The following is an 18,221-nucleotide window of genomic DNA, read 5'->3' on the forward strand; positions in this document are numbered from 1 at the left end:
ATGCTGAAAACGACTACTGGCAAGCGCAAGCAGCTATGCTTTTTGACAATCAATAGCGGTAGGTGTCGGGCTTGTAGGGGCCCTGCTTCGGCACGCCGATGTAGGCGGCCTGCTCGTCGCTCAGCTCGGTCAGCATGGCGCCCACCTTCTTCAGGTGCAGGCGCGCCACCTTCTCGTCGAGGTGCTTGGGCAGCACGTAGACCTTGCCCACGTCGTAGCCCTCGGGGTGGGTGAACAGCTCGATCTGCGCGATCGTCTGGTTGGCGAACGAGTTGGACATCACGAAGCTGGGGTGGCCCGTGCCGCAGCCCAGGTTCACCAGGCGGCCCTTGGCCAGCAGGATGATGCGCTTGCCGTCCGGGAAGATCACGTGGTCCACCTGGGGCTTGATCTCTTCCCACTGGCAGTGCTCTTCCAGCTTGGCGACCTGGATCTCGTTGTCAAAGTGGCCGATGTTGCACACGATGGCCTGGTCCTTCATGGCCTTCATGTGCTCGAAGGTGATGACGTCGCGGTTGCCCGTGGTGGTGACGAAGATGTCGGCCTTGTCGGCGGCCCACTCCATGGTCACGACCTTGAAGCCTTCCATAGCGGCCTGCAGGGCATTGATGGGGTCGATCTCGGTCACCCACACCTGGGCGCTCAGGGCGCGCAGCGCCTGGGCCGAGCCCTTGCCCACGTCGCCATAGCCCGCCACCACGGCCACCTTGCCGGCAATCATCACGTCGGTGGCGCGCTTGATGCCGTCCACCAGCGACTCGCGGCAGCCGTACAGGTTGTCGAATTTGGACTTGGTCACCGAATCGTTCACGTTGATCGCACGGAACAGCAGCGTGCCCTTGGCCGACATTTCCTTGAGGCGGTGCACGCCGGTGGTGGTCTCTTCGGTCACGCCGATGATCTGGGCGCTCTTGCGGCTGTACCAGGTGCTGTCCTCGGCCAGCTTGGCCTTGATGGCGGCGTACAGGATGCGCTCTTCCTCGCTGCCGGGGTTGGCCAGCACGGAGGCGTCCTTTTCAGCGCGCTTGCCCAGGTGCATCAGCAGCGTGGCGTCACCGCCGTCGTCCAGGATCATGTTTGGGCCTTCGCCCTCGCTGCCCTTGGGGCCGAAGTCGAAGATGCGGTGGGTGTAGTCCCAGTAGTCCACCAGGGTTTCGCCCTTGATGGCGAACACCGGCGTGCCGGTGGCGGCAATCGCGGCGGCGGCGTGGTCCTGGGTGGAGAAGATGTTGCACGAGGCCCAGCGCACGTCGGCGCCCAGGGCCTTGAGCGTCTCGATCAGCACGGCCGTCTGGATGGTCATGTGCAGCGAGCCGGTGATGCGTGCGCCCTTCAGGGGCTGCTTGGCCGCGAATTCCTCGCGGATGGCCATCAGGCCAGGCATCTCGGTTTCGGCGATGCGGATCTCCTTGCGGCCCCAGTCGGCCAGGGAGATATCGGCAATCGCGGAGTCGGCTGGGGACTTGAGAACAGCGCTCATGGTGGTTTCCTTGATGGGTATCTGAAAAAACCGCGCCTGGGGGATGGGGCTCACCGCACCGCAAGGCGTGGGTGAGCGTCGTTGCTGGGTATGACTTCCGAGCCTCGCGCCCCGCCGTGCTGGGGACGCTGCAACGCTCCTCGGAAAGTGCAAGATTATACCGGCGCCCCCGCACCACGCGCTGCGCCGTAGAATCCCCGCCCAATGCCAGGGCGTTCCCGCAGGGTGCGCCCGCCTCTTCTCGCACCGGCCGCAGCGCACCGCGCGGCCCTCACCCAGAATCACTGTGTCGTACGCCCCAGAAACCCGGCGCCGCCGGACTTTTGCCATCATCTCCCACCCCGACGCCGGCAAGACCACGCTGACGGAAAAGCTGCTGCTGTTCTCCGGCGCCATCCAGATCGCCGGCGCCGTGAAGGGCCGCAAGGCCAGCCGCCACGCCACGTCCGACTGGATGGAGATCGAGAAGCAGCGCGGCATCTCGGTGGCGTCGAGCGTGATGCAGATGAGCTACCGCGACCATGTCATCAACCTGCTGGACACGCCGGGCCACAAGGACTTCTCGGAAGACACCTACCGCGTGCTCACGGCCGTCGATTCGGCCCTGATGGTGATCGACGCGGCCAACGGCGTGGAGGCGCAGACGCGCCGCCTGATCGAGGTCTGCCGCCAGCGCGACACGCCCATCATCACCTTCGTCAACAAGATGGACCGCGAGGTGCGCGACCCGCTGGACATCCTCGACGAGGTGGAGCGTGAGCTGGGCATGCCCTGCTGCCCCATCACCTGGCCCGTGGGCCAGGGCAAGAGCTTCGGCGGCATCATCAACCTGCGCACGCAAAGCATGACGGTCTTCCAACCCGGCAGCGAAAAGCGCCCGCAGGACTTCGAGGTCATTCCGCTGGCCGATGCCGACAAGCTGCGCGCGCGCTTCGGTCAGGCCTTTGACGACGCACTGGAAAGCATGGAGCTGGCGCAAGGTGCCTCGGCGCCCTGGGACCATGAAGCCTTCCTGGCCGGCAAGCTCACACCGGTGTTCTTCGGCTCGGGCGTGAACAACTTCGGTGTGATGGAAGTGCTGGATGCGGTGGTGGACATGTCGCCCCCGCCCGGCCCGCGCAAGAGCTCGCTCGTCGTCAACAAGCAGACCGTCGAGAAAACCATCCTGCCCGAAGACGAAGGCTTTTCGGGCGTGGTGTTCAAGGTGCAGGCCAACATGGACGCCAACCACCGCGACCGCATCGCCTTCGTGCGCGTGGCCAGCGGCAAGTACACGCCCGGCATGAAGCTCAAGGTGCAGCGCACCGCCAAGGAGCTGCGCCCCACCAGCGTGGTCACCTTCATGAGCCAGCGCCGCGAGGCGGTGGAAGAGGCCTACGCCGGCGACATCATCGGCTTCACCACGCACGGCGGCGTGCAGTTGGGCGACACCATCACCGACGGTGCCAACCTGCAGTTCACCGGCCTGCCCTTCTTCGCCCCCGAAATGTTCATGACCGTGGTGCTGAAGAACCCGCTGCGCACCAAGCAACTACAGCAGGGCCTGATGCAGCTGGGCGAGGAAGGCGCCATCCAGGTCTTCAAGCCCGAGGCCGGCGGCAACATGCTGCTGGGTGCCGTGGGCCAGCTGCAGTTCGAAGTGGTGCAACACCGTCTGAACACCGAATACGACTGCGACATCCGTCTGGAAGCCTGCCAGTACACGGGAGCCCGCTGGATCACCGCCGACACGCCGGCCGAACTGCGCGAGTTCGAGAACGCGTATCCGATGCGCATGGCGCGCGATGCGGCGGACACGCTCGCCTATCTGTGCACGAGCCCATATGACGTACGGCTGGCGCAGGAGCGGTTCCCGAAGATTCATTTCCATCCGCTGCGGGAGCATGCGGGGTTGGCGTTGCAGAACAGTTGACGCGACCCCCATCCGCCATGCACCCTCTTGCCTCATGGGACGAGTTGGCGCGCACATGCATCACCGGCGTGCTCACCGACATCGACGACACCCTGACCACCGATGGCGCCATCACCGCCGATGCCCTGCAGGCGCTGGCCGACCTGAAAGCCTCAGGGCTGCACGTCATTCCGATCACGGGCCGGCCGGTGGGCTGGAGCGAGCCTTTTGCCGCTGCCTGGCCGGTGGACAGCATCGTTGCTGAGAACGGTGCGGTGGCGCTGCTGCGGGCGTCCCGAAATTTTGCCCCAAATGGCCTACAGTCCCCGTGCGATAAGCGCGAGCAGCTATTAAAGTTGTATCAACAGGACGCCGCCACGCGCGCCTCCAACTTCGCGCGCATGCAACAGGTGTTGGCCGAGATTGAAGCCGCCGTGCCCGGCGCCCGGCGCGCCACCGACTCGCCCGGGCGCGAGACGGACATCGCCATCGACCACAGTGAATTCACGCACCTGCCCCAGGCGGCCATCGATCAGGCGGTTGCCCTGATGCATGCCGCGGGCATGAACGCCACCGTGAGCAGCATCCACATCAACGGCTGGTTCGGCGCGCACAACAAGCTGGAGGGTGCGCGATGGATCGTGCGCGAGCTGTTCGGGCGCGATCTGGACGCCGAGCTGGAGCGCTGGGTCTACATCGGTGACTCCACCAATGACCAACTCATGTTTGCGCACTTCCCGCACAGCGTGGGTGTGGCCAATATTGCGCGTTTCGTGCCCCAACTGCAGCATCTGCCGCGCTATGTGACGCAGGGCGAGCGCGGGGCAGGGTTTGCAGAACTTGCGCAATCCTTGCTCGCCATCAACGATCGCTGACATCGACCGTTCAGGTGCGCGTTGCACTACCAAAACACCACCGGGGCTTCACAACTCGCCTTCTAAAATGACCCTTTTCACAAAAAGGGTTACACCATGGCAAGGCGCATTCCCGCAATGCTGGCGCTGGCGTTGTTCGCCGGGCTGGCGTGGCAACCCGCGGCGATGGCCCAGGCCGGCCGCAGCAAGGTGGACATCGACACGCGCTTGCAGCAAGCCATGGCGGACCCCAAGCTGGCCGACGAGCTCTACAAGGTGGGCCGCAAGGTCTCGGCGGTGTGCGCCAACTGCCATGGCGACGGAGGCAACAGCACCAAACCCTCGGTACCCAACCTCGCGGGCCAGAACCCGGCCTATCTGCTCGAGCAGGTGCGGCAGTTCGCGGACGGGCGCCGCCGCTACGAGTTCATGGAAGGCATGATCCGCGCGATGAACAGCGACGAGAAGATCGGCATGGTGCTCTTCTACGCCGCGCAGCCCGTCACTCCCAAACCCGTGGCGGACGCAGCGCTGCTGGCCAAGGGGCAGGAGATCTTCGGCAAGAACTGTTTTCGCTGCCATGGCGACATGGGCCGGGGCAACGACCAGATCGCACGCATTGCCGGCCAGCAGACCGACTACCTGCGCAGCACTCTCAAGCGTTACCGCGACGGCCCAAATACGCGCGCCAATTCGATCATGACGCCCAACACCAAGCTCCTCACGGACGCCGACATCGAGTCGCTGGTGGCGTACGTCTCGTCGATGCAATGAAGCACCGCCCGCTCGGGCGGGGCGATCACAGCTTGTACGTGGATAGCAGGATGCTGGTTTCGGTGCGCGCGATGCCCGGCGTGAGCCGAATGCGCGTGAGCGCCAGGTCGAATTCCTCCAGGCTCTGCGCATGCAGCTCGGCCACGATGTCCCAGCGGCCGTTGGTACTGTGCAGCGCGCCGACCAGCGGCTCTCCACGCAGGGCGCGAATCACGTCAGGCGCCGCGTTCCCTTGCACTGCAATGCTCATCCAGGCGCGGATCCGGTGGGGCTCCGACTCGGGGCGCAGCCGCACGGTGTAGCCGACGATGACGCCCTCTTCCTCCAGCCGGCGCAGGCGGTTCTGAACGGTGCCGCGGGCCACGCGCAGACGTACGGCGAGCGCCGCCACCGGCATGCGTGCATCCGCACGCAGCAGCGCAATGATCTCGCGGTCGACGTCGTCCATGTTGCGCATAGTGCCACGGGTTGCTGGCGAAACGCCAGTTTTTTGCGCTTATTGAGCAGTTTGCAGGCTGGCCGCAAGCGCAGGGCCTGTCCACAATGGGGAAACACGTTGGACCGACACCATGACACGCCTCATTGATTTGCCGACCCTTGCTGCCTTCGTGCATGAACGGGGTGCCGCACGCTGCATGACCGAGCTGGCGACCGAGCTTCGCGCCGACTTCCTGCGTTGGGAGTCTTTTGACAAGTCCGCCCGCACGGCCAGCCATAGCCCGCGCGGCGTGATTGAGCTGATGCCCGTGGCTGACGATGCGCTCTACAGCTTCAAGTATGTGAACGGCCATCCCGGCAACCCTGCCAGCGGACTGCCCACAGTGATGGCCTTCGGCGTGCTGGCGGAGGTCCATACCGGCTATCCGCTGCTGCTGTCGGAGCTGACGCTGACCACGGCGCTGCGCACCGCTGCCACGTCGGCGCTGGCGGCGCAGGCGCTTGCACGACCCGGCAGCCGCCGCATGGCGCTGGTTGGCAACGGGGCGCAGGCGGAGTTCCAGGCCCTGGCCTTCCACGCGTTGCTGGGCATCCGCGAACTGCGGGTGTACGACACCGACCCCGCCGCCACCGACAAGCTGGTGCGCAACCTGGCGCACGTCGATGGCCTCACCGTGGAGCGCGCCGCCAGCACGGCCGAGGCCGTGCGCGGCGCGGACATCGTGACCACGGTCACCGCCGACAAGAGCCGCGCCACCATCCTCACTCCCGCGATGGTGGAGCCCGGCATGCACCTGAATGCCGTGGGTGGCGACTGCCCCGGCAAAACCGAACTGCACCCCGATGTGCTGCGCGGGGCGCGCGTGGTCGTGGAATACGAGCCGCAAAGTCGCGTGGAGGGCGAGATCCAGCAATTGCCCGCGGACCATCCCGTTACCGAGCTTTGGCGGGTACTGCGCGGCGACGCGCCGGGGCGCACGCGGGCCGACGAAGTCACGGTGTTTGATTCCGTGGGCTTTGCGCTGGAGGACTACTCCGCACTACGCTACCTGTACCAGCAGGCCCAGGCGCGCGGCCTGGGCGTGGATGTGGAGCTGGTGCCCACAGACGACCCCAAGGACCTGTTCGGCCGCACGCGCGGTGCGAGCGTCCAAGGCCGCACGCGGCTGCGGCGCGTGGCTTGACCGCCTCAAGCCAAATCAGGCTCTAACGCCCATCCATCAAGCGCTAGCAGCTATCAAAATAAAAGCAAAAGGCGCCAATGGCGCCTTTTGCCCTTTTTCCCTTTTGCCCTTTTGCCCTTTTGCTTTTGTACGCCACCCGGGCAAGCCTGGGCCACGGCCCATCCCACTGGCGCGCCCCGGACCATGGCAGCCGTGGGCCGGGCTCTGCCCTGCCGCCGGCTGCGCCCCCTCCTGCAGCGCAGCGCTGCGAGTGTGGGGGAAGGCGCGAAGCGCCTCAGGGGGTGTGCAGAATCAATGCTGCAGGATCTTGTTGAGGAAGTCCTTGGTGCGCGGCTGGCGCGCCTCGGGGTTGCCGAAGAATTCCTCCTTCGAGCAGTCCTCCAGGATCTTGCCGCCCACGTCCATGAAGATCACGCGGTTGCTCACCTTGCGTGCGAAGCCCATCTCGTGCGTCACGCACATCATGGTCATGCCCTCCTGGGCCAGGCCCACCATGACATCCAACACCTCGCCCACCATTTCGGGGTCCAGCGCCGAGGTCGGCTCGTCAAACAGCATCACGATGGGGTCCATCGACAGTGCGCGTGCGATCGCCACGCGCTGCTGCTGACCGCCCGACAGCTGGCCGGGGAACTTGTCCTTGTGCGCCGTCAAGCCCACGCGCTCCAGCATCTTCAGGCCGCGCGCCTTGGCGTCGGTGGGGTTGCGGCCCAGCACCTTGATCTGCGCGATGGTCAGGTTCTCGGTCACCGACAGGTGGGGGAACAGCTCGAAGTGCTGGAACACCATGCCCACGCGGCTGCGCAGCTTGGGCAGGTCGGTCTTGGGGTCGTGCACGGCCACGCCGTCCACGAAGATCTCGCCCTTCTGGAAGGGCTCCAGCGCGTTGATGGTTTTGATGAGGGTGGACTTGCCGGAGCCGGAGGGCCCGCAGACCACCACCACCTCACCCTTCTGGATGTTCGTGGAGCAGTCCGTGAGCACCTGGAAGCTGCCGTACCACTTGGAAACGTTCTTCAGTTCAATCATTGCAATTCCTTGGAACGCCGCTTCAGCGAATGATGGCGATCTTCTTGTGCAGGCGCTTGACCAGCCAGGACAGCGCGTAGCAGAGGATGAAATAGACCACGGCCGCGGCCAGGTAGGCCTCGATCGGGCGGCCATAGTTCTTGCCCGCGATCTCGAAACCCTTGAGCATGTCGTAGGCACCGATGGCGTACACCAGCGACGTGTCCTGGAACAGGATGATGGTCTGCGTGAGCAGCACCGGCAGCATGTTGCGGAAGGCCTGCGGCAGCACCACCAGGCGCATGTTCTGCCCGTAGGTCATGCCCAGCGCCTGCCCCGCGAACACCTGGCCGCGCGGGATGGACTGGATGCCTGCGCGCATGATCTCGCTGAAGTAGGCGGCTTCGAAGGCGATGAAGGTCACCACCGCCGACACCTCGGCGCCGATGGGGCGACCGATGATCATGGGCACCAGCAGGAAGAACCACAGGATCACCATCACCAGCGGAATCGAGCGCATGCCGTTGACATAGATGGTGGCCGGCACGTCCAGCCACTTCTTGCCCGACAGGCGCATGAGCGCCAGCACCGTGCCCAGCAGGATGCCGCCCACGGTGGCGATCACCGTCAGCACCAGGCTGAAGTACAGCCCCTTGATCACGAAGTTGCTGAACAGCTCCCAGGTGAAGAAGGACCAATCGATATTCAGGTTCATATCAGTGTCCTCCCCCGCCTGCGGCAATCAGGCCCGGCACCCGCGTGCGCTTTTCGATGAACGCCATGATGCGGTTGATGGCAAAGGCCGAGATGATGTACAGCGCCGTGACGGCCAGGTACACCTCGATGCCGCGTGAAGTCTCTTCCTGCGCCTGCATGGCGAACATGGTCAGCTCGGCCACCGAAACGGCAAACGCCACCGACGAGTTCTTGAACACGTTCATGGTCTCGCTGGTGAGCGGCGGGATGATGATGCGAAACGCCATCGGCAGCAGCACGTAGCGGTAGTACTGGAACGTGGTGAAGCCCAGCGCCATGCCCGCATAGCGCTGGCCGCGCGGCAACGCCTGGATGCCCGAGCGCACCTGCTCGGCGATACGCGCCGAGGTGAAGAAGCCCAGCGCAAACACCACCAGCACGAAGCCCGGCAGCGATTTCATGGCCGGGAAGATCGACGGCACCACGTGGTACCACACAAAGATGTGCACCAGCAGCGGAATGTTGCGAAACAGCTCGACCCAGGCGTTGCCCAGGCGCACCGTCCATGGACGGCCTTCCAGCGTGCGCAGCGTGCCGACCAGCGAACCGACCACCAGCGCAACGGCCAGCGACAGCAAGGAAACGGATACCGTCCAGCCCCAGGCTGACAGCATCCAGTCGAGGTAGGTGATGTCGCCGTTCTTGCCGAAGCAGCTTTGACCGACCTCTTGGGTAATGGTGTCCTGGCAGAACACCTGCCAATCCCAATTCATAGGAGCACCCCTTCTATTCTTCGATCCGTGTTGCCGCGGCGGCACATGGCGGCGCTGGCGCAACAACAAAAAACGCCCCTTCGGGCCCAGAGGCCGAAGGGGCGATGCAATGCAAGCCGATTACTTGACTTCGTACGACTCCATGGGCTTGTCGTTCGGATTCGCCCAGGCTTCCTTGGTGGCTTCAGACAGCGGCAGGCCGATCTTCACGTTGGCCGGCGGGATGGGTTGCATGAACCACTTGTCGTACAGCTTGGCCAGGCTGCCGTCTGCAATCTGGCGCTTGATGGAGTCGTCCACGGCCTTCTTGAAGGCGGGATCGTCCTTGCGGATCATGCAGGCGATGGGCTCCACCGACAGCACTTCGCCCACGATCTTAAAGTCAGAGGGGTTCTTGGACTTGGAGATGTTGGCGGCCAGAATGGAGCCGTCCATGATGAAAGCGTCGGCACGGCCCGTTTCCAGCATCAGGAAGCTGTCGGCGTGGTCCTTGCCCATGACTTCCTTGAAGTTCAGGCCATCGGCGCGCTTGTGCTTGCGCAGCGTCTGCACCGACGTCGTGCCGGTGGTGGTGACGATGGTCTTGCCGTTCAGGTCCTTGATGCCGGTAATGCCCGACTTGGCGTTCACGGCAATGCGCACCTCTTCCACATAGGTGGTCACGGCAAAGGCCACTTCCTTCTGGCGGGCCGTGTTGTTGGTCGTGGAACCGCACTCGATGTCCACCGTGCCGTTGGTCACCAGCGGAATGCGGTTCTGCGAAGTCACCGGCTGGTACTTGATCTCCATGTTGGCCAGGCCCAGCTGCTTCTGGATGTCGGCCAGGATGCGCTCACCCATCTCGGTGTGGAAGCCCACGTACTTGCCGTTGCCCAGGGTGTAGCCCAGGCCCGAGGACTCGCGCACGCCCAGCGTCACGGCACCCGTAGATTTGATCTTGGCCAGGGTGTCGTTGGCCTGTGCGAACGCGCTACCAGCGGCCAGGACGGTAATGGCTGCGGCCAGCAAATGCTTCTTCATGAATATCTCCTTGTGGGTGAAGCGAAAAGCGAAGTGTATTGAAATCGAACGACCGTTCTGAGGAACCGATGGCGGTCAAGCCACACCCTGCGGCGCGTTCAAGACAGGGGCGTATTGTGGGTTCAGAAGGGGACCTGATCGGTAGGGTATTTCCAGAAGTCCCGCAGCAGGTAGCTCACGGGCAGGTTCAGCGCACGGTGGGTAGGCGCAATGGGCTGCATGAACCACTTGTCGTAGATGGCGTTGATCTCATTGCTCACGATCAGGCGGCGCATCTCCTCGTCCACCAACTTCTTAAACTCGGGATCGTTCTTGGCAAGCATGATCGCCAGCGGCTCAGTGGTGACGAAGCGGCCCACCACCTTCAGCGCCTTGGGGTCGGGGCGGTTGGCCGCCAAGCCATACAACAGCACATCGTCCATCACGAAGGCGTCGGCCTGGCCCTTCTCCACCATGACCACCGCGGCCTCATGGTCGGGCGCCTCCACCAGCTGGATGCGCATCAGCCGTTCGCGGTTGGCCTGCTCGGCCGCTTTGTAGGGCGTCGTGCCTTTGGTGGACACGAGCTTCTTGCCTTCCAGATCCTCCATGCGCGTCACCGTGCTGGCCGCGGGCACCAGCAGGCGCGCACCCGTGATGAAGTGCGGAATGGTGAAGGCCACATCCTTGCGGCGCTCGGCGTTGTTGGTGGTGGAGCCGCATTCCATATCGGCCTTGCCGGTCTTCACCATCTCAATGCGATTGGCGGGTGTCACCTGCACCAACTGCACCGGCATGTTCTTCATGCCGGTCTTCTTGCGCACCACTTCGGCGATTTGCAGGCACAGGTCCAGGGCGTAGCCCATGGGCTTGCCCTCGTGCACGTACGAAAACGGCACCGATGATTCACGGTGTGCCAGCACCAGCGGTCCGCCGCCGCGCACACGCTCCAGCACCCCTTGGGCTTGCGCGCCCACGGCGCAGCACAGCGCCACCGCGGCGCCCAGCGCCTTCCATCCTTGCTTGCAATTCATTCAGAGGGTCTCCCTTGTGCATGGCTTAGCAATCTCCGCACCAGGTGCGCGCCATGTTTCGGTGCGACCGTGCGTTGCCACATTTAGTTTCAAAGACTGTAATGTCGCGTGACCACGCAATCCAATGCCAGGGATGTGGGTTCGCATGCAAGACTTGCATGCCAAGTGTGGTGCGCCCGCGTCAGATGGGGTTCTGTCCGGCGCGCGTCTGCAGGTACGTCCACAGGGACTGGGCCAGGCCCTTGGCAGGCTCCTTGCGCGAGGGCTTTTCGCGGTAGGCGCGCACTTCCATCACCATCTGCAGGTCCTGCGCGTCGGGCGGCGCCGCGCTCAGAAGTTTGCGCGAACGCAGTTCCTTCTTCACCGCACTGTAGGGCAGGAAGGCGACGCCGTGCCCTTCCAGCGCCATGGCCTTCAGGCCTTCGGCCATATCCGTTTCGTACACGCGGTCCAAGTGGATGGCCGTCCCCGCCTGCTTGAGGATCAGCTCCGTCACGCGCCCCAAGTAGGCCCCCGGCGCATACCCCAGGTAGGGCAGCGGCTCGCCAGGCCGGCCCGGCAGGCAAAACAGCGGCTGACCATCAGCGCCCGCCTTGGCGTAGGGGGCCAGTACCTCCTGCCCCAGCGTCACCATCTCGTAGCGGTCCGGGTCCAGTTGCAGGGGCTGCGATGGATGGTGGTAGGAGATGAGCAGATCGCAGCCGCCCTCCACGAGGCGCATCACCGCGTCGTGCACATTCAGGGCGATCAGCCGGCTTTTGAGCGGGCCGAAGTCCGCCCGCAGCGCCGACACCCAGGCCGGGAAAAAAGTGAACGCCAGCGTATGCGGCACGGCGAACTCGATCATGTCGGTGCCCGCGCTGGTGTGCGCGCGCAGCATGGCGCGCGTGTTCTGCAGCGCCTGCAGCACCTCCAGCGCCTGGTCGTACAGCGTGTTGCCCGCGGCCGTCAGCCGCGTGGGGTAGGAACTGCGGTCCACCAGATCGGTGCCGGCCCAGGCCTCCAGCGCCTGGATGCGCCGCGAAAAAGCGGGCTGTGTCACATGGCGCAATTGCGCCGAGCGGCTGAAGCTGCGCGTTTCTGCCAGGCTGACGAAGTCTTCGAGCCATTTGGTTTCCATGGCCCGCATTATCGATGCGCCCAGGCAGGCCTTCTCCCCCTGTTGAGCGCGACTGGCCCGCCCCAGCACCCTCCTGGGGAACACCCTGCGGCGGAGCACCGTACGTTTGATTGCAAAATAGGCCCTCTCGCGCCCACAGCGCAATCCTTCGACCAGGCCCCTGGTGCACAACACCGGAGGGCAGAGCGGCCAGCCTTTCATGTTCGACTTTTCTGTTCTCTGCCCCCATGTCCTCCCTACCTACCCCCGGGCCGGCCGACGATGCCGCCCCGGATGGCGCGCGCGTCTCTAGCGCCCCCGCCTCCAGCGAACCCCGTTCCCTGCGCATCGAGGACTGGCTCACCGTCATCGTCATGGCGCTGCTGGCGCTGATCACGTTTGCCAACGTGCTCGTGCGCTATTTCACCAATTCGTCCTTTGCCTGGACCGAGGAGCTCTCGGTCTTCCTGATGATCGTGCTGGCCCTGGTGGCTGGCTCTGCCGCGGTGGCGCGCGACCGCCACATCCGCATCGAATTCTTCTGCGACAGCGGCTCCGCAGCCCGCCGCCGCCGGTTGGCGCAACTTGGCGCACTGCTGGTGGCCGTGCTGTTCGCGGTGATCGCCGTGCTCAGCGTGCGCGTGGTCTGGGACGACTACCGCTTCGAAGAAACCTCGCCCGGCATCGGCGTGCCGCAGTGGTGGTACTCGGTCTGGCTGCCCATCCTCTCGCTGCTCATCACCTGGCGCGCCATTGGCCTGCTGATCCGCCGCACGCGCCAGCCGGACGTGGAGTTTCTCGGCAATGACGCAGACGACAACGGAGAGCGCCAGCCATGATCGCCACGCTGCTCTTCGTCGCCTTCCTGGTGCTGATGTTTGTGGGTGTGCCCATCGGCGCCGCCCTGGGGTTGGCCGGCGCCGCCGCCATTGCGCTGGCCAATGCCGAGACGCAATGGTTTGGCCTGCTCGCCGTACCGCAGAACTTCTACGCCGGGCTAGGCAAGTACCCGCTGCTGGCAATTCCCATGTTCGTGCTGGTGGGCTCGATCTTCGACCGTTCGGGCGTGGCGCTACGCCTGGTGAACTTTGCCGTGGCGATCGTCGGGCGCGGACCGGGCATGCTGCCGCTGGTGGCAATTGCCGTGGCCATGTTCCTGGGCGGCATCTCCGGCTCGGGACCGGCCAACGCGGCCGCCGTGGGCGGGGTGATGATCGCGGCCATGAGCCGCGCGGGCTACCCCGGCAGCTTCTCGGCGAGTGTGGTGGGGGCGGCCGCAGCCACAGACATCCTCATCCCGCCTTCGGTGGCGTTCATCATCTATTCGGTGCTGGTGCCCGGGGCCTCGGTGCCGGCCTTGTTCGCGGCAGGCATGGTGCCGGGCGTGCTGGCGGGCATTGCGCTCATCGTGCCGGCCGTGTGGATGGCGCGCCGCCACCGCATGGGCCACCTGGAAGCCGACATGCCCCGCCCGCCGTTCTGGCGCAGCCTGCGCGAAGCCTCCTGGGGCCTGGCCGCGCCGGTGCTGATCCTGGGCGGCATGCGCGCGGGCTGGTTCACACCCACCGAGGCCGCCGTGGTGGCCGTGTTCTACGGCCTGTTCGTGGGCATGGTGATCCACCGCACCATCCGGGTGCGCGACCTGTTCACCATCCTGCGCGAAGCGGGCGAGCTCTCAGCCGTGATCCTGATCGTGGTGTCGCTGGCGGGCATCTTCGCGTTCTCGCTGTCCACACTGGGCGTGATCGACCCGGTGGCCAACGCCATCGTGAACTCGGGCCTGGGCGAATACGGCGTGCTGGCGCTTTTGATCCTGCTGCTCATCACCGTGGGCATGTTCCTGGACGGCATCTCGATCTTCCTGATCTTCGTGCCGCTCTTGCTGCCCATCATGCAGCACTACCAGTGGGACCCTGTGTGGTTCGGCGTGATCCTCACCCTGAAGGTCGCACTGGGCCAGTTCACGCCGCCGCTGGCCGTGAACCTGATGGTCAGCTGCCGCATCGCAGGCGTGCGCATGGAGTCCACCGTGCGCTGGGTCGGCCCCATGCTGCTGGCCATGTTCCTGGTCATGGTGGCCGTGATCGCCTTCCCGCAGTTGGCCCTGTGGCTGCCTGCCCAGCTGGGCTACTGATTCGTTCGCATTTTTTCCAAGGAGACCTGTCCCATGAAACTTCGCACTTTCCTCACTTCCGCCGTCGCCGCTGCTGCGGCCCTTGCCTTCGGCACACCCGCGCTGGCGCAGAACTACAAGAGCGAATACCGCATGTCGCTGGTACTGGGCACCGCCTTCCCGTGGGGCAAGGGCGGCGAGATCTGGGCACAGAAGGTCAAAGAGAAAACCCAGGGCCGCATCAACATCAAACTCTACCCGGGCGTGTCGCTGATCCAGGGCGACCAGACGCGTGAGTTTTCCGCGCTGCGCCAGGGCGTGATCGACATGGCCGTGGGCTCCACCATCAACTGGTCGCCCCAGGTGAAGGCGCTGAACCTGTTCTCGCTGCCCTTCCTGTTTCCCGACTACGCGGCTGTCGATGCGGTCACGCAGGGCGAAGTCGGCAAGAGCATCTTCCAGACGCTGGAAAAGGCCGGCGTGGTGCCACTGGCCTGGGGTGAGAACGGCTACCGCGAGATCAGCAACTCCAAGCACGCCATCAAGAGCCCCGCCGACCTCAAGGGTCTGAAGATCCGCGTGGTGGGCTCGCCCCTGTTCCTCGACACCTTCACCGCGCTGGGCGCCAACCCCACGCAGATGAGCTGGGCCGACGCGCAGCCCGCCATGGCCAGCGGCGCCGTGGACGGCCAGGAGAACCCCATCGCCGTGTACCAGGCCGCCAAGCTGCACACCGTGGCACAGAAGCACGTGACCATGTGGGGCTACATGAACGACCCGCTGATCTTCGTGGTGAACAAGGACGTGTGGAACAGCTGGACGCCCGCCGACCGCGAAGCCGTCAAGCAGGCCGCCATCGAAGCCGGCAAGGAAGAAATTGCCATCGCGCGCAAGGGCATGGTCGAGGCCGACAAGCCCCTGCTCAAGGACATCGCCGCCAATGGCGTGACCGTGACGCAGCTGAGCCCCGCCGAGCGCGACGCCTTCGTGAAGGCCACGCGCCCCGTGTTCGAGAAGTGGAAGGGCCAGATCGGCGCCGACTTGGTAAGCGCAGCCGAGAAGGCGATTGCGGCGCGCAAACAGTAAACGGGCAGTAAACAGGCGCCTTACCCCATAGCGCAGGCTCTGCCAGCGCTATCAAATCAAAAGCGGCTAGCGCCCTAACCACGGGCGCTAGCCGCTTTTTTACGCCTCACGCATCAGGGAACGGGATGCTTGACGGCGTTCTTGGCCAGCTTGCGCCGCACGGCAACTTCCAGGTCCACGCCCGCGTGGTCCGCCAGCTGCAGCAGGTACAGCAGCACATCGGCCATCTCGTCGCCCACCCGCTCGTGGGCGGTGGCGTCCTGGGTGAAGGTGCGCGACTGCTCCGGCGTGAGCCACTGGAACAGCTCCTGCAGCTCGGCCGCCTCCACCATCAGCGCCATGGCCAGGTTCTTGGGCGTGTGAAAGGGCTGCCAGTCACGCGCGGCGGCGAAGGCGCGCAGTTCACGCTGCAGGGCGGCGATATCCATGCTCAACGCTCCGTGCTTTCATTTTGATAGCTGCTTGCGCTTGCCACATAAGCGCTACAGCCCATTTTGACCATCATTCTTCTGCAACGCCCACATGCGCGCGTAGTGCCCGCCGTGGGCCAGCAGCTGCGCGTGCGCGCCACGCTCGACGATACGGCCGGCCTCCATGACCAGGATTTCGTGCGCGTCCACCACGGTGGACAGGCGGTGGGCGATCACCAGGGTCGTCTTGTTCTGCGCGGCGCTGGCCAGCTCGGCCTGGATGGCACGCTCGTTGGCAGAGTCCAGGGCGCTGGTGGCCTCGTCGAAGATCAGGATGGGTGGGTTCTTGAGCAGCGTGCGCGCAATGGCCACGCGCTGCTTCTCGCCACCGCTGAGCTTCAGCCCGCGCTCGCCCACCATGGTGTCGTAGCCCTTGGGCTGGGCTGCGATGAAGGCATGGATGTGCGCAGCGCGCGCTGCCTGCTCGACCTCGGCCTGGCTGGCGCCGGTGCGGCCGTAGGCGATGTTGTAGGCCACGGTGTCGTTGAACAGCACCGTGTCCTGCGGCACGATGCCGATGGCGCGGCGCAGGCTGTCCTGCGTGACCGTCCGGATGTCCTGCCCCGCGATGGTGATGCGCCCGCCCTGCAGGTCATAGAAACGGTACAGCAGGCGGCTCAGGGTGCTCTTGCCCGCGCCCGAGGGGCCGACCACGGCAACCGTCTTGCCGGCGGGAATCGTGAAGCTCACTCCCTGCAATACGGGCCGTGCGGGGTCGTAGGCGAAGTGCACATCCTCGAAACGCACGGTGGGCGTGTGCAGGTCCGTCAGCGGCTGGGCGCCGGGCGCATCGGCCACCTCCTGCTCCCTGTCCATCAGCGTGAACATCTTGTCCAGGTCGGTCAGGTTCTGCCGGATTTCGCGGTAGATCACGCCCAGGAAGTTCAGCGGGATGTAGATCTGGATCATGAAGGCGTTGACCATGACCAGGTCGCCCAGCGTCATGCGCCCCGCGGCCACGCCCTCGGTGGCGCGCCACAGCATGGCCACCAACCCCACGGCGATGATGAGCTGCTGCCCGCTGTTGAGCAGCCCCAGGGTGCTGCGGCTCTTGAGCTGGGCCTGCCGCAATTGCTCCAGGCTTTCGTCGTAGCGGCGCGCCTCGAACTGCTCGTTGTTGAAGTACTTGACGGTCTCGTAGTTCAGCAGCGAATCGATGGCCTTGCTGTGCGCGGCCGAGTCGAACTGGTTCGCCTGGCGCCGGAACTGGATGCGCCACTGCGTCACGCCCACGGTGAAGGCGACGTACAGCACCAGCGCGGTGAGCGTGATGACGGCAAACCAGACGTCGAACTGGCGCGCCAGGATGAACAGCACCAGCAGTACCTCGACCAGCGTGGCGGCCAGGTTGAACAGCGCGAACGACACCAGCGACTCGATGCCGCGCACGCCGCGCTCGATGTCGCGCGTCATGCCGCCGGTCTGGCGCTCCAGATGAAAGCGCAGGGACAGCGCATGCAGGTGCTCGAAGGTCTTGAGCGCGATGGCGCGCGCCGCGCCATGCGTGGCCTTGGCGAACACCAGCTCGCGCAACTCGTTGAACACCGCGTTGGCCAGGCGCAGCGCCCCGTAGGCCAGCAGCAGCCCCACGGGCACCACCAGCAGCGCCGTGGTGCTGCCGGCGGGCAGCGTCATGGCATCGACGAGCCTCTTGAGCAGCAGCGGCACCCCCACGTTGGCCAGCTTGGCGCCGACCATGAAGGCCATGGCCGCGACCACGCGCCATTTGTACTGCCACAGATAGGGCAGCAGGCGCTGCAGGGTGGCCCGGTCGGAACGAACGCGTGGGCTGTCGGAGGCGATGGCTTCGCCGTAGCGGCGCATGATGGACAATCCGTGGAGTCAAGCAAACCAAAGATTGTGCCCATGTCCCAGGATCGCCCCGCCTCCCACACCCAGCTGCCCGCCGACAAGGAACTGGTACTCAAGGTGATACCCATGCCCGCCGACACCAACGGCAATGGCGACATCTTCGGCGGCTGGGTCATGGCGCAGGTGGATCTGGCCGGCTCCGTGCTGCCCGCGCGGTACATCCGCGGCCGCATGGCCACGGTGGCGGTGAACGAATTCATCTTCAAGCAGCCCGTGCGCGTGGGCGACCTGCTGTCGTTCTTTGCCGAAGTCACGCGCATCGGCAACACCTCCATGACCGTGCAGGTGGAGGTCTATGCCGAGCACATCCGCACCCAGGGCAGCTACGTGAAGGTGACCGAGGCGTCGCTGACCTATGTGGCCATCGACGAAAACGGCCGCCCGCGCCCCATTCGGAAGCCGGGCGACGAAAGCGTCGCGCCGTAAAAAAACGGGAGCGCCTCACGGCCT

At 65.1% G+C, this 18,221-nt stretch carries 18 protein-coding genes and 1 riboswitch; of the genes, 8 read left to right on the top strand and 10 right to left on the bottom strand.

From position 1 onward, the window contains the following. Positions 1-49 precede the first annotated feature (49 nt). Complete coding sequence (gene ahcY, locus BV908_RS16015) at positions 50-1,480, bottom strand: adenosylhomocysteinase (RefSeq protein WP_103738640.1); 1,431 nt, start codon at positions 1,478-1,480, stop codon at positions 50-52. Between the two features lie 66 nt (positions 1,481-1,546). Further along, positions 1,547-1,628: riboswitch (S-adenosyl-L-homocysteine riboswitch) on the bottom strand. Between the two features lie 138 nt (positions 1,629-1,766). Here ahcY and BV908_RS16020 point away from each other — a divergent pair. The 3 genes from BV908_RS16020 to BV908_RS16030 all read left to right on the top strand — a co-directional run bounded on the left by BV908_RS16020 (position 1,767) and on the right by BV908_RS16030 (position 4,999). Further along, positions 1,767-3,392, top strand: coding sequence for a peptide chain release factor 3 (locus BV908_RS16020; protein WP_103738623.1), 1,626 nt, complete (start codon positions 1,767-1,769; stop codon positions 3,390-3,392). A 17-nt stretch (positions 3,393-3,409) separates the two neighbouring features. Next, positions 3,410-4,246, top strand: a complete 837-nt coding sequence (locus BV908_RS16025; protein ID WP_103738624.1) for an HAD-IIB family hydrolase — start codon at positions 3,410-3,412, stop codon at positions 4,244-4,246. Positions 4,247-4,342: 96 nt separating this feature from the next. Then, entirely contained in the window at positions 4,343-4,999 is a 657-nt protein-coding gene (locus BV908_RS16030; protein WP_011804069.1) for a c-type cytochrome, read from the top strand. A 25-nt stretch (positions 5,000-5,024) separates the two neighbouring features. On the opposite strand, the gene BV908_RS16035 is transcribed toward BV908_RS16030, so the two are convergent. After that, positions 5,025-5,456 carry an Lrp/AsnC family transcriptional regulator gene (locus BV908_RS16035; RefSeq protein ID WP_012655610.1) on the bottom strand — a complete coding sequence of 144 codons (432 nt, stop codon included), beginning with the start codon at positions 5,454-5,456 and terminating at the stop codon, positions 5,025-5,027. Positions 5,457-5,568: 112 nt separating this feature from the next. On the opposite strand from BV908_RS16035, the gene BV908_RS16040 reads away from it, so the two are divergent. After that, positions 5,569-6,621, top strand: a complete 1,053-nt coding sequence (locus tag BV908_RS16040) for an ornithine cyclodeaminase (protein ID WP_103738625.1) — start codon at positions 5,569-5,571, stop codon at positions 6,619-6,621. A 291-nt stretch (positions 6,622-6,912) separates the two neighbouring features. Here BV908_RS16040 and BV908_RS16045 read toward each other — a convergent pair whose 3' ends face one another. From BV908_RS16045 to BV908_RS16070, 6 genes are all read right to left on the bottom strand, one after another. After that, entirely contained in the window at positions 6,913-7,650 is a 738-nt protein-coding gene (locus BV908_RS16045; RefSeq protein WP_011804066.1) for an amino acid ABC transporter ATP-binding protein, read from the bottom strand. Positions 7,651-7,672: 22 nt separating this feature from the next. Beyond that, the gene (locus BV908_RS16050) at positions 7,673-8,344 is read right to left on the bottom strand and encodes an amino acid ABC transporter permease (RefSeq protein WP_011804065.1); all 672 of its coding nucleotides are present in this window, start codon (positions 8,342-8,344) and stop codon (positions 7,673-7,675) included. A gap of 1 nt (position 8,345) precedes the next feature. Beyond that, complete coding sequence (locus tag BV908_RS16055; protein WP_011804064.1) at positions 8,346-9,098, bottom strand: amino acid ABC transporter permease; 753 nt, start codon at positions 9,096-9,098, stop codon at positions 8,346-8,348. Positions 9,099-9,218: 120 nt separating this feature from the next. Further along, complete coding sequence (locus tag BV908_RS16060; protein WP_011804063.1) at positions 9,219-10,118, bottom strand: transporter substrate-binding domain-containing protein; 900 nt, start codon at positions 10,116-10,118, stop codon at positions 9,219-9,221. Positions 10,119-10,240: 122 nt separating this feature from the next. Continuing rightward, positions 10,241-11,131: an amino acid ABC transporter substrate-binding protein gene (locus tag BV908_RS16065; protein ID WP_103738626.1), complete on the bottom strand. Its 891-nt coding sequence runs from the start codon at positions 11,129-11,131 to the stop codon at positions 10,241-10,243. A 181-nt stretch (positions 11,132-11,312) separates the two neighbouring features. After that, entirely contained in the window at positions 11,313-12,251 is a 939-nt protein-coding gene (locus BV908_RS16070; protein WP_011804061.1) for a LysR family transcriptional regulator, read from the bottom strand. Between the two features lie 227 nt (positions 12,252-12,478). On the opposite strand from BV908_RS16070, the gene BV908_RS16075 reads away from it, so the two are divergent. Genes BV908_RS16075 through BV908_RS16085 form a run of 3 tightly spaced genes read left to right on the top strand, consistent with a single transcriptional unit; the run spans position 12,479 to position 15,429 of the window. Next, positions 12,479-13,069: a TRAP transporter small permease gene (locus tag BV908_RS16075; protein ID WP_012655605.1), complete on the top strand. Its 591-nt coding sequence runs from the start codon at positions 12,479-12,481 to the stop codon at positions 13,067-13,069. After that, positions 13,066-14,364: a TRAP transporter large permease gene (locus tag BV908_RS16080; protein ID WP_011804059.1), complete on the top strand. Its 1,299-nt coding sequence runs from the start codon at positions 13,066-13,068 to the stop codon at positions 14,362-14,364. The genes BV908_RS16075 and BV908_RS16080 overlap by 4 nt, the downstream gene beginning before the upstream one ends. Before the next feature lie 33 nt (positions 14,365-14,397). Continuing rightward, positions 14,398-15,429, top strand: coding sequence for a DctP family TRAP transporter solute-binding subunit (locus BV908_RS16085; RefSeq protein ID WP_011804058.1), 1,032 nt, complete (start codon positions 14,398-14,400; stop codon positions 15,427-15,429). Positions 15,430-15,542: 113 nt separating this feature from the next. Here BV908_RS16085 and BV908_RS16090 read toward each other — a convergent pair whose 3' ends face one another. Both BV908_RS16090 and BV908_RS16095 read right to left on the bottom strand, forming a co-directional pair. Next, positions 15,543-15,857, bottom strand: a complete 315-nt coding sequence (locus tag BV908_RS16090) for a nucleotide pyrophosphohydrolase (RefSeq protein ID WP_011804057.1) — start codon at positions 15,855-15,857, stop codon at positions 15,543-15,545. 54 nt (positions 15,858-15,911) lie between these two features. Next, entirely contained in the window at positions 15,912-17,723 is a 1,812-nt protein-coding gene (locus tag BV908_RS16095) for an ABC transporter ATP-binding protein/permease (protein ID WP_103738641.1), read from the bottom strand. A 42-nt stretch (positions 17,724-17,765) separates the two neighbouring features. Here BV908_RS16095 and BV908_RS16100 point away from each other — a divergent pair, with 42 nt between their 5' ends. After that, the gene (locus tag BV908_RS16100; RefSeq protein WP_011804055.1) at positions 17,766-18,197 is read left to right on the top strand and encodes an acyl-CoA thioesterase; all 432 of its coding nucleotides are present in this window, start codon (positions 17,766-17,768) and stop codon (positions 18,195-18,197) included. Positions 18,198-18,221: the final 24 nt, after the last annotated feature.

The organism is Diaphorobacter sp. LR2014-1 (genome assembly GCF_002916785.1).
Lineage (GTDB): Bacteria > Pseudomonadota > Gammaproteobacteria > Burkholderiales > Burkholderiaceae_C > Diaphorobacter > Diaphorobacter nitroreducens.